We start from the raw sequence: 11,398 nt of genomic DNA on the forward strand, positions 1-11,398 counted from the left end.
TCCGCCCGAGCGCGATCCCGACTAGTGAGACGCCACTCACGATAACCGACGCCATGCCTCTCTTTCGCTGAGGCGCAGTGGCGGTCCCTTCTACGAAAGGTAGAGCAATGACGTCTCAGCACGCCGATCGCACGCGGAGGAAGGCTCTCTGTCTGATGAGCATCCTCATGATAGTCGCCGCGCTCGTCGGCTCCGCCACCCCTGCGAGCGCACAGGATCAGGTGCGAGCCCGCTTTCCCATCGTCGCCGGAACAGCGCTGACGCTGCCCGGTGGGCATGAGTGCACGGTCGGCGCAGTGCTCTCTCGGGTCGGGGCGGGCTCACTTGTCTCTCAATACGTGGCCGCAACGCGATACATCGTCCTCGCCAAGCACTGCTCCTCGGGAATCGGCTCGAATATCGGCCTGAACCACGAAAACGTCGGCAGTGTCGTGTGGGTGTCCGAGACGAACGACGTCGAACTCGCTGTGATCCCGCCCTACACCTCTCCAGCGCGGAGGGCATGTTTTGGATCCATCCAGTCGTGCTTCGCCGGGAGTGCGGTGGAGCCGCGTGCCACGGGCAAGGTCGTCATGAGCACGAGGGGCGGAGAACGAGCGGTGCCCATGAGACCGCCGGGCACCCCGGCGCCGGGGGAGCGCTTCTGCACGAGTGGGGCGGAAACTGGGGTGAATTGCAATTGGGTGTCGGAGGCGAGTAGGCCTGCGAATTGGGGACACACCGAGGGCCGGATGGCCCGCTCGACGAACGCTCAAGGGCTCGACCACGGTGATTCCGGGGGTCCCGTCATCAGCCAGGATGGACGACTGTACGGCATCATCCAGAGAGCGGGTCTGATGGAGTACCTGAACTTTATGCAGTACATCCCGATCGAACAAGTCTTGTCTCAGATCGGTTCTCAGTACACCCTCGCGCCGGCCCGATAAGCGGTTCCTGGCCCCACCGACTATTCCGCGCACGATCGCAGAGGTCGAAGCCGTACGTTATCGCTGAGGCCTCGATGGGCCGCCGCTTTGCCGGAGGCGCCACCACTCCAGCCGCCCCCGGGGACACCCGAGGGTGATCCGCAGCGAAGTCGTCGTCGTACCCGCCGGTCGCCTCCGTCGCGGAACGGCACGGCAGGGCCGCCCGATCGTCGACCGGACGGCCCTTCGCGCCTCAGCTGCAGGAGGGCATCGGTGGTGTACGTGGCGTAGTCGGCCACGCTGGAGTCGACGTGTTCGCCGACGCTCGACTGTGCTCCTGCGAGCGACGCGGACAAGAGAGGGGCCCGCCAGCGTCCCGGGTAGAGTGCCGAGAGATTCGGCTGTAGGGGGGGCGGCGCCGTGTACCGGGTCCGTGCTCTCCCCGGCTGGGGAGGTGCGTCCCGCTGCGGAGCGGACGAACTCGGTTGTCACCAGCCAGGTCCAGGAGGCGAGTAGCCGGTTGAGGTTCAGCAGTGCGGAGAGCACTCTCTCGTCGGGGGTGACGTGCTCTGTCGAGAGCTTCACCGACAGAGCGTCATCCGCGAAGCTCAGCCTGCTAGCGCCTCAGCAATAAGGAGATGCGTCGACGGTCGCGCTCGTGAAGAGTCTCATAACGATCGCGAGAAGCGGCAGGAGACGCCAAGACTGGGCGCACTCCTCGTTTCTCAGGGGTGCGCCCAGTCTTGATGTGCTTTCGAGCGGCTCGGCCGCGGATTCTCTGCGTCAAGCGGCTCGGACCCGGACTACTTGCAGACGGGCTTGGTCTCGTAGGTGACGAAGGTGTTGCTGTTACTGTTGATCAGGGAGACAGCGCTCGTCACGTTCTTCGCGAAAGCGGTTGTCGAGTCCCCGATCCAGAGGGACCCGTCAGGAGCGAGGTACGTGTCGTTTCCGACGACAGTCGAGTTCTTGGGCACATGGGTGCGCGCGACATCGGACGTCGCCGACTTGTAGTGAGCCACCCCGTCCGTTACGTACGTGACTCTCGTGGTGCCGTCAGTGTTGATGAGCGACTTCGCGCTGGTGACCTTCTTCGCAAGAGCTTCTTCTCCATCGCCGAGCCACAGGTTTCCGTCGGAATCGAGGTACGTGTCGTTCCCGACCGCAGTCGAGTCCTTCGGCACCTGGCTGCGGATGACGTCCGTCGTCGAGGTGCGGTAGCGAGCCACGCCGCCTGTAATGTAGGTGACTCTCGTGGTGCCGTCGGAGTTGATGAGCGAGTTAGCGCTACTGACGTCGGTCGCAATGGATTTTTCGCCGTCGGCGAGCCACAGGCTCTTGTCAGGAGCGAGCCATGTGTCGTTTCCGACAGGAGTCGAGTCCTTCGGCACATGCTTGCGTTCCGTGGTTTTCTCCGACGTGCGGTAGTAGGCGACCCCCTTTGAGACGTAGGAGACCCGGGTGCCGCCATCGGGGAGATTGATAAGCGAGATGGCCTTGCTCACCTTGGTCGCGATCGCCGTCTTTCCGTCGCCGAGCCACAATGATCCGTCCGGAGCGAGGAAGGTGTCGTTTCCTACAGCAGTGGACTTCGTGGGAACGTGTGTCCGAGAATTAGTGGTCCCGTCCGCGCGGTAGAAGGCGGATCCGTCGACTACTTTCACCTTCACTGGCGCGGAGGCCGAGAGCGTCGTGGATGTCGCCGTGAAGGTGCTGTCCCCGCCCTCGGCCGGCACCGTGATGTCGGGGAGGGAGAGGAGCCCGTTGGCGTCGGTCGTCCCAGAGTGGGTGGTCTTCCCGTCGGCGAAGGTGTATCCGTCCTTGAGGGTCACGGTGACGGTCTTGCCCGGGTCTGCTGTGGTTCCGTCGGTGGTGCGCTTGACCTGGACACCGCTGATAGTGCCGCAGGCGGTGCCGCTGTAGGACGCCTGCGTGAAGGCCAGCGTCGGGCTGTTCGATGCGGCGGCGGCCGGTGTGGCGATGGACATGGCCACGACGGGGACGGTCCAGGCGGCGCCCTTGACGATGGTGCGGCGGTGGACGCCGTCGTCAGCGGGGACGGTCCAGTCGGATGAGGCGACGATGGTGTCGTGGGTTTTCTTCGACATGTGGTTCTCGAGCTTTCTTTCGGGTGGTGTCCAAGATGACGGACGAGAGAGAAGTCTCACCAGCGCCGGCCGATTGAGACCGCGTCGTGAGGAACCTTCGTTCGACACAAGGGCCTCCAGAGGCTGGTCGGGTGCGGACCCCATCTTTCTGACCGGTCCAGCCGACGAGAAGCGGAAGTGGCTCGGGTCAGAAGTTTCGGCCCTGAGGTCTGGAACTTCCGACCGATCGAGCCGACCGCTGCCGACACTGCGGTGCGAAGCGCAGGACTTCTGTGGTTCGTGCGGGCACTATCAGCGGCGGAGAGCGCTCCACTGCGCGGTACTCCTGCTGATCGCACGGTCGCCTGCAGATCGCGCACGGGAGAAAGCGGAGACGGTCTCCCGCGCGCGATACTGTGAGCCCTCTCACCCCGGACCCTCAAGGAGTCGCACATGTCGGTCGGCCTGCTCGCGATTGTCGATGACATCCTCACCGCCGCCCTGAAGGCGAGCGCCAAGACGGCGGGCGTCGTGATCGACGACGCGGCCGTCACGCCACAGTACGTGCAGGGCCTCACGCCCGCGCGGGAGCTGCCGGTGGTTGGGCGGATCGCGCTGGGGAGTCTGTTTAACAAGTTCGTCATCATCATCCCGCTGGCGCTGCTGCTCTCGGCGTTCGCGCCGCAGGTGCTGCCGTACCTGCTGATCCTCGGCGGCGCCTTCCTCTGCTTCGAGGGGGCGGAGAAGGTGCTGGAGTGGTTCGGCGTCTCGCACGGCGGCCACGAGGCGGCGGCGCGCGACGAGAAGAAGCTCGTCTTCGGCGCGATCCGCACCGACCTCATCCTGAGCACCGAGATCATGCTGATCGCGCTCGACGGCCTCAACCCCGACCTCGGCGTCGGGCCCACGCTGGGTGCGCTGCTGGTCGTCGGGCTCGGGATGACCGTGCTGGTCTACGGCGCCGTTGCCCTGCTCGTCAAGATCGACGACGTGGGCCTGCGCCTGATGAAGAACACGTCCCGCGGCGTGCGGCGCACCGGAGCGCGGATCGTCGCGTCGATGCCCGCCGTGTTCCGCACGATCAGCATCATCGGGACGCTCGCGATGCTCTGGGTCGGTGGACACCTCGTCGTGGCGAACCTCGCCGAGACGGTGTGGCACGGACCCTACGATGTCGTCCACGCCGTCACGCACGCCGCCGAGGGCGCCGGCCCGGTGGTCGTGTGGCTGGCCGACACGGCGGTCTCGATGGTCTTCGGCCTCGTGCTCGGGCTCATCGTGGCCGCCGTCGTGCTGGGCGTCTCCCGCCGCCGCACGCCATCGACGCCGCACGCCGACGCCGCACACTGACGCCGAGACGCCGTCCCGTCGCGAGCGCTACCGGCTGCGGTGGTGCCGGCGCGGCTGCGAGTATCCAGACGTTGTCGCACTGGACACTCGAGTGCGACAACTTGTGGAGTGTGGGACACGGCTCAGGGGCGGTGCGTCGTCTCGGGGAAGGCCTCGGGCTCGCACTGGATGGTCGCGTGGTCGATGCCGTGGCGCTCGCGGAGGACGGTGAGCACCCGCGCGAGCGCCGCACGATAGTCGGCGTCGGGCGCGACGACGACGTGGCCGGTGGCGCTCTCCATGCCCGAGGTGATCGTCCAGACGTGCAGGTCGTGCAGCGCCAGCACACCGGGGACGGCGCAGACGTCGCGCTCGAGAGCGGCGAGGTCCACATGCGCGGGCGCCGACTCCATCAGGATCCCCAGCGCCTGCCGCGTCAGCGACCAGGTGCGCGGCAGGATCAGCAGCCCGATCAGCACGCCGACGATCGGATCCGCCCACGCCCACCCCGTCGTGAGCAGCACGACGGCCGCCACGATCACGCCGACCGAGCCGAGCGCGTCACCGAGCACCTCGAGCGAGGCTCCACGGAGGGTGATGCTCTCCTTCGCGCCGACAGACAGCAGCCGCAGGCTCACCAGATTGACCGCCAGGCCCACGACGGCCGTGATCAGGAGGGGTCCGCCGGGTACCGCGGGCGGCTCGGCGAAGCGGCGCACCGCCTCCACGATCACGAACCCGGCGACGGCGAACAGGAGGAGGCCGTTCGCGAGGGCGGCGAGGACTTCGAGGCGGTAGGAGCCGTAGGTGCGGCCCCTCGCAGCGGGGCGCGCAGCGAGCGAGATCGCCGCGATCGACATCCCCAGTGCGAGCACGTCGGTGCCCATGTGCGCGGCATCCGAGAGCAGCGCGAGCGAGCCCGTCGCGACTCCGACTGCGAACTCGACGACCATGAACGCCGCGGTCAGCGCGAAGGCGACCACGAGCGGACGCCGGTGCCGTGCCGCGGCGGAGCCGGCCGGAACTGCGTGCGAGTGGCCCATCAGCGGCCCGGATCCCTGCTCATATAAACAGTCTTGCATGTGTCCGGAGTGGGCGCGAGAGGACGTCAACCGAGGAGCGGAGGCAACGCCTCCCCGAGGTAGGGGGTCAGCGTCCGCGCGTACGTCTCGGTGAGGTGCCCGAGGTCGCGGTACACCTTCACGCCGCCGATCACGAGCGGGCAGCCCCGGTCATCGCAGAACCAGCGGGTGAGGTCGACGGAGGCGGCACCCGGCCAGCCGTCGGCGGCGGCGGCCATCAACTCGCGGTCGGCGAAGGCCTCGTCGAGCGGGATCCTGCATTCGGCTGCGGTGCCGGGCTGCTCCGCGCAGGCCAGCAGCGAGAGCGAGGGCAGCACCGGATTGTCGCGGATCGCGACCACCGTGGATCCGCGGGCGATCAACGGCGCCCACGACTCGTGGAAGCCGTCGATGCCGGCCTGCTCATCGGGGGTGCCCGAGGTGTCGACGAACACCGACTTCTTGGCGGAGTAGGCCGTGACCACGAGCTCGTACGGGTCCGCGGCCGCGAGCACCTCCTGCAGTTTCGTGTTCCAGACCTCGCAGGAGCGTCGGGCCGACTCCGAGTCGTCCCGGCGCTCGGCGGTCGAGAAGACGCAGCCCGTCTTGTAGTAGCTGTGCAGGTCCCAGCCGCGCTCCTGCGCCACCCCGCGCAGCGCGGGGAAGAAGGACGCCGCGTGCGAGTTACCGATCAGCAGCACGCGCCGGCCGGCCGGGTCGCCGAAACGGCACTCCTTGAGTTCGATGCCCGAGTTGCCGGTGCTGCACTCGTCGGTGTTGAGCACGGAGCCGTCCTCGGAGGCATCGACCGCGGGGAGGCTGGTGCTCCACGAGTCGGGGCAGGCGTTCGCGAGCGCCGCGGCTCCGACGCAGCCCTCGGTCGAGATGGGCAGGGCGTGCGCGCGGGAGAGATCGGCCGCGATCGCGGCGTTCGTGCCGGCGAGGCCCGTCACTCCGGCCAGTGCGGCGACGGCCAGCAGGGCGGCCGGGGCGAGCGGACGGAGGCGGCGTGGGCGCTCGGCGGGGGCGCGGCGGTGCAGCGGATCCTCGAGGAAGCGCTTCGAGGCGGCGGCGAGCAGGATCGCGGCGGCGACGATCCCGAGCCCGGCGAGCGCGCCCGGGTCCTCGCCGGTGCTCTCGCGCCAGAAGACCAGGATCGGCCAGTGCCAGAGGTAGAGGCCGTAGCTGATGCCGCCGAGCCACACCAGCGGGCGCGCGGCGAGCAGGCGGGCGACCCCGAGTGTCGGGGCGGGTCCGCTGCCGGCGACGAGCACGAGCGCCGCCGAGAGGGTCGGCCAGAGTGCGGCGGCGCCGGGGAACGCGGTCGAGACCTGGAGCACGAATCCGCAGGAGACGACTCCGATCAGCCCCAGCCAGCCCGCGACCGCGCGCAGGGCGGTCGGCAGCACGCGGCCCGGGAGCACGAGCGCCGCGAGCGAGCCGAGGCCGAACTCCCACGAGCGCGCGAGGGTGCTGTAGTAGGCGGTCGGCTGATCGACCCCGACCAGCACCACCGAGAGGGCGAACGAGAGCAGGGTGAGCGCCGCGACGAGCGCCAGCAGAATCCGCGGCAGGTGCGCGCGGCGGCGCAGCAGGACGGCGGCGAGGGTCGCGACGAGGACCAGACCGAGCCAGATCAGGTAGAACTGCCCCTGCACCGACATCGCCCAGAAGTTCTGCACCGGCGAGTGGAAGTCGTCCTGAGCGAGGTAGTCCACTCCGGTCCGCGCGAGCGCGATGTTCTCGACGTAGAAGGTCGACGCGAGCACCTCGGTGAAGGTCTGTAGCAGCTGCGAGGGGCGCAGCAGGAGCGGGCCGAGCGCCGCGACGATGACCAGCACCACCGCGGCCGCCGGGAAGAGCCGGGAGGCGAGGCGCGTGAGAAAGGCGACCGGCCGCACCCGCCCATAGCGCCGGATCTGGCCGAGGAGGGTGAGGGTGGTGAGAAAGCCGGCGACGACGAAGAAGACGTCGACGCCTCCGGAGACGCGGCCCAGCCAGATGTGGAACGTGGCAACCAGGAGTGCTGCGACGGCGCGCAGTCCCTCGATCTCGGGGCGGTAGCCGGAGGCATCGGCTTTGCGCACCAGCGCGGGCCGGCCGGGAGGCGCGGTGCGGGAGAAGTGGCGGGGCACGGGGGTCCTTCCGGGGCGGCCGGCGGTGGGGGCGCGAGCGCCGTCGATCGTCGGAGTCCAGAATCGCGCTCTCGCGCTCTCAGGGGAACCTCGTTCGGGGGTGAATGCTGCCCTATTTGGGGGTGTCGAGGGCCGCGGAGGGGCAGGGTGCTCCGGCCGGCCCGATGAGGGGGTGGTCGCGGCACGCGCTGGCCTCGAACCTCGAATCGCGCCAGTTTCTCAGCGTCGAGCGCGCCCAGGGCCGGTTCGGGATCCTCGCGATCGACCGGATCCTGCGCCTCGAAGTCGAGCGGCTCGAGGAGCAGGCCGAGGTCGAGGCCGTTCTCACGGGGCCGAGCGTCGTACTGGGCCGCGCCGCTGCGTTCCGGGGCTCCCGACGGCCCCCGCCCCGAGCGGGTAAGAGAACGCGGACGTCGCGGCAAGTCGACCGAGGCTCCCGCGACTTCGGAAAAGTTGAGCGGCGGACGGTGGCGCGGACCGACTGTCGCGAATCGACGGGTCGCGATGAGGCAAGGCTAGGCTTACTTAGCCCGGTCCCGTCCTCTTCGCCGCGGCACGACGACGACCTCCGGGAGATCCATGTCCACGCATAGACGGCGTCACGCCGCCCTCGCCCTCGCCGCCCTGACTTTGCTCGCCCTCACCGGCTGCGGTGCCTCCGAGCAGAGTGATCCTTCGAGCACGGCCGCCGCGGGCGAGGGCGCGACCTCCTACCCGGTCACCCTCGACAACTGCGGCACGAGCACCACCGTCACCGCCGCCCCGCAGCGGGTCGTCTCGCTCGATCAGGACTCGACCGAGATCCTGCTCTCGCTCGGGCTCGAGGACCGGATGGTCGGCACGGCTTCCTGGACGGATCCGATCCTGGACACACTCGCCTCCGCGAATGAGAGCGTGCCGCGCCTGGCCGACAACGCCCCCTCCTACGAGGTGCTGCTCGGGGCCGACCCCGACTTCGTCACCGCCTCCTTCGGCCGCCACTACGCCGCCGAGGGCGTCGCCTCGCGCGAGCGCCTCGCCGAGACGGGCATCGGCTCCTACCTCGCGCCCACCGACTGCGACAGCGGACAGAGCGTGAACGGGGGCAGCCGCACGCGCTCCGTCCCCCTCACGGTCGATTCCCTCTACCAAGAGATCCATGAGCTCGCCGAGGTGTTCGACGTGCAGAAGCGCGGCGACGCCCTAGTCGCGCAGCTGAAGGCGCGTGCCGCGACCGCGACCGAGGGAGTCGACTTCGGTGGCCGGAGCGTCGCCTTCTGGTTCGCCGACACCAAGACGCCCTACATGGCGGGCGGCTACAACTTCGCCTCGATGCTCGGCACCATGACCGGGATGACCAACGTCTTCGCCGACAGCACCGACGACTGGCCCGCTGCCGGCTGGGAGAGCGTCGTTGCGGCCGCACCCGACGTCCTGGTGCTGGGCGACCTGCAGCGCGACCGCTTCCCCGGCGACCGGCTCGACGACAAGATCGAGTTCCTCCGCTCCGACCCGCTGACCAGCACCCTGCCCGCGGTGCAGAAGGGACGCTTCATCGCCCTGCACGGCGCCGAGCTCAACCCCTCGATCCGCTTCGTCGACGGGCTCGACAAGATTCGCGCCTGGTGGGATGCGAACGGGGCCTCGCTCTGACCGCGATCCTCGCCCGCCGGGCGCCGCGGCGCCTGGTCGCCGCGGGTCTGGTCGGCGGCGGGTTGCTCGCGCTGGCGCTGTCGGTCGGCGTCGCCGTGACCCTCGGCCCGGCGGACGTGTCGCTGGTGAACGTCCGCGACATCCTCCTCAACCACCTCGGGCTCGCCGCGGTACCGGTGCGTGCGGCCGAGGACGCGATCGTCTGGCAGGAGCGCCTCCCGCGTGCGCTGGTGGCCGCGGCCTGCGGCGCGGGGCTCGGGGTGTGCGGAGTGATCCTGCAGTCGCTGCTGCGCAATCCGCTCGCCGACCCGTTCGTGCTCGGCGTCTCCTCCGGTGCCTCGACCGGCGCGGTGCTCGTCGGTGTGCTCGGGGTCGGCGGCGGAGTGGTCGGGCTCTCCGGCGGCGCCTTCGTCGGCGCGCTGGTCGCCTTCGGTTTCGTGCTGGTGCTCACTCGCTTCTCGGCGGGCGGCACCTCGGGGGTGATCCTGGCGGGAGTCGCGAGTACGCAGCTGTTCTCGGCGCTGACCTCGCTGATCGTGTTCGCGCTCGCCGACTCGGACGAGACGCGCGGCGTGATGTTCTGGCTGCTCGGCTCGCTCGAGGGCATGCGCTGGGACGACGTGACACTGAGCGGAGGAGTCGTGCTGCTCGGCTCGGTGGTGTGCCTGGCCGCGGCCCGCACGCTCGACGCATTCGCCTTCGGGGAGGACGTGGCCGCGTCGCTGGGCGTGCACGTCGGCCGCACCCGCCTCCTCCTGCTCGTGGTCACGGCCCTGCTGACCGCGACCCTGGTCAGCATCGCCGGCGCGATCGGATTCGTCGGGCTGGTGCTGCCCCACGCTGCCCGCCTGGTGTTCGGGCAGCGGCACTCGCGGGTGATTCCCGCGACGATCCTGCTCGGCGCGGTTTTCCTGGTGTGGGTCGACGCCGGCTCGCGCGTCGTCTTCGCGCCGACTCCGCTGCCGGTGGGTGTCGGCACGGCGCTGGTGGGCGTGCCGGTGTTCATGCTGCTCCTGCTGCGGCGGAGGGGCCGCTCGTGACGCTCGAGGCCGACCGGGTGGCCTGGCGGCGGGGCGGTCGCCTGGTCGTCGACGGGGTCTCCCTCCGCCCCGGGCCTGGCGCGACCGTCGGGCTGCTGGGCCCGAACGGGTCGGGTAAGTCGTCGCTGCTGCGGCTGCTCCAGGGAACGGCTGCTCCGGATGCCGGGGTGGTCACCCTCGACGGCGCGCCGCTGCGCTCGCTCCGCCGCCGCGAGGTCGCCCGGGCCGTCGCAACGGTGACGCAGCAGGCCGAGACGGAGGCGGACCTGCCCGTCCGCGATGTCGTCCGACTCGGCCGCACCCCGTACCGCTCACTCCTCGGCGGCGACACGGCGGAGGACCTGCGCGCGATCGAGCGCGCGCTCGAGCAGGTGGGACTCGGGGCGAAGGCCGACCACCTCTGGCACACGCTCTCGGGGGGCGAGCGCCAGCGCGCGCACATCGCCCGGGCGCTCGCGCAGGAGCCGCGCGAGCTCCTGATGGACGAACCGACCAACCACCTCGACATCCGCCACCAGCTGGAGCTGCTCGCACTGGTGCGGGCGCTGCCGGTGACCACGATCGTCGCGCTGCACGATCTGAATCTCGCCGCCCTTTTCTGCGACGAGCTGCTGGTGCTGCGCGAGGGGCGCGTGGTGGCGGGCGGCGCACCGGAGGAGGTGCTCACTCCGGCGCTGATCGCGGAGGTGTACGGCGTGCGGGCGCGCGTGGTCGTCGACGCCGGACGGCCGCACGTCCTGTTCGACTCCTGATGCCCCTCTGCCAGAGGATCGTCGATCAGTCAACGGTCTCGTCCTCTGCCCTGGGCACGCCCTAGCGTCGAAATACCGGCTTCGAGGCTTCATCGAGGAGGTCCACCATTGCGCTGGGCGGGGAGCTCCCCTCGGCGGAGGTCGATGGGCGTGCCGGTGACAACGAGGGGAGTCGAGAGATGTCCAGAGACGACGTGGCGCCGGGGCGGTTCGCGCGGTTCGTGAAGTGGGTCAACAAGGCCGACGGTTGGGAGCCGCAGTACTTGCGCGGCCGGGTCGTGGCCAAGAAGGACGGCGAGTGGATCGTCGCCGTCGACGGCGAGGAGCGCCACATCATCAAAAAGGAGTGGAGCGTCTACCGCTAACCCACCTTCCTCCGTCGCTGCGCTGCGCTGCGCTGCGCTGCGCTGAGTCGCCCGAGATGGTCATCCGCTTCGGCGTGTCGACGACCATCTCG

The 11,398-nt window shown here is 69.6% G+C and carries 9 protein-coding genes; 6 read left to right on the plus strand and 3 right to left on the minus strand.

The genetic code is table 11. The features are described from left to right. The first annotated feature begins 155 nt into the window (after nucleotides 1–155). Nucleotides 156–926 (plus strand): chymotrypsin family serine protease, encoded by a 771-nt coding sequence (locus C1O28_RS14160; protein WP_127821551.1) that lies wholly within the window; start codon nucleotides 156–158, stop codon nucleotides 924–926. A gap of 782 nt (nucleotides 927–1,708) precedes the next feature. On the opposite strand, the gene C1O28_RS14165 is transcribed toward C1O28_RS14160, so the two are convergent. After that, nucleotides 1,709–3,013, minus strand: coding sequence for a hypothetical protein (locus C1O28_RS14165; protein ID WP_097166820.1), 1,305 nt, complete (start codon nucleotides 3,011–3,013; stop codon nucleotides 1,709–1,711). Nucleotides 3,014–3,445: 432 nt separating this feature from the next. On the opposite strand from C1O28_RS14165, the gene C1O28_RS14170 reads away from it, so the two are divergent. After that, the gene (locus C1O28_RS14170) at nucleotides 3,446–4,342 is read left to right on the plus strand and encodes a DUF808 domain-containing protein (protein WP_097166821.1); all 897 of its coding nucleotides are present in this window, start codon (nucleotides 3,446–3,448) and stop codon (nucleotides 4,340–4,342) included. A 122-nt stretch (nucleotides 4,343–4,464) separates the two neighbouring features. Here the strand turns inward: C1O28_RS14170 and C1O28_RS14175 are convergent, their stop codons facing one another. Both C1O28_RS14175 and C1O28_RS14180 read right to left on the minus strand, forming a co-directional pair. Then, nucleotides 4,465–5,364, minus strand: a complete 900-nt coding sequence (locus tag C1O28_RS14175) for a cation diffusion facilitator family transporter (RefSeq protein ID WP_097166822.1) — start codon at nucleotides 5,362–5,364, stop codon at nucleotides 4,465–4,467. 65 nt (nucleotides 5,365–5,429) lie between these two features. Further along, nucleotides 5,430–7,517 carry an acyltransferase family protein gene (locus C1O28_RS14180; RefSeq protein WP_097166823.1) on the minus strand — a complete coding sequence of 696 codons (2,088 nt, stop codon included), beginning with the start codon at nucleotides 7,515–7,517 and terminating at the stop codon, nucleotides 5,430–5,432. 579 nt (nucleotides 7,518–8,096) lie between these two features. Here C1O28_RS14180 and C1O28_RS14185 point away from each other — a divergent pair. From C1O28_RS14185 to C1O28_RS14200, 4 genes are all read left to right on the plus strand, one after another. Beyond that, on the plus strand, nucleotides 8,097–9,149 hold the full coding sequence (locus tag C1O28_RS14185) for an ABC transporter substrate-binding protein (RefSeq protein WP_097166825.1): 1,053 nt from the start codon (nucleotides 8,097–8,099) through the stop codon (nucleotides 9,147–9,149). Further along, a complete protein-coding gene (locus C1O28_RS14190; RefSeq protein ID WP_097166826.1) occupies nucleotides 9,122–10,189 on the plus strand; it encodes a FecCD family ABC transporter permease in 1,068 nt (355 codons plus the stop codon). Before C1O28_RS14185 ends, C1O28_RS14190 begins: the two co-directional genes overlap by 28 nt. Next, nucleotides 10,186–10,941, plus strand: coding sequence for an ABC transporter ATP-binding protein (locus tag C1O28_RS14195; RefSeq protein ID WP_097166827.1), 756 nt, complete (start codon nucleotides 10,186–10,188; stop codon nucleotides 10,939–10,941). Before C1O28_RS14190 ends, C1O28_RS14195 begins: the two co-directional genes overlap by 4 nt. Before the next feature lie 179 nt (nucleotides 10,942–11,120). Next, nucleotides 11,121–11,306, plus strand: a complete 186-nt coding sequence (locus tag C1O28_RS14200) for a hypothetical protein (protein WP_097166828.1) — start codon at nucleotides 11,121–11,123, stop codon at nucleotides 11,304–11,306. Nucleotides 11,307–11,398 lie beyond the last annotated feature (92 nt).

It is taken from the genome of Rathayibacter rathayi (assembly GCF_004011095.1).
Taxonomy (GTDB): Bacteria; Actinomycetota; Actinomycetes; order Actinomycetales; family Microbacteriaceae; genus Rathayibacter; species Rathayibacter rathayi.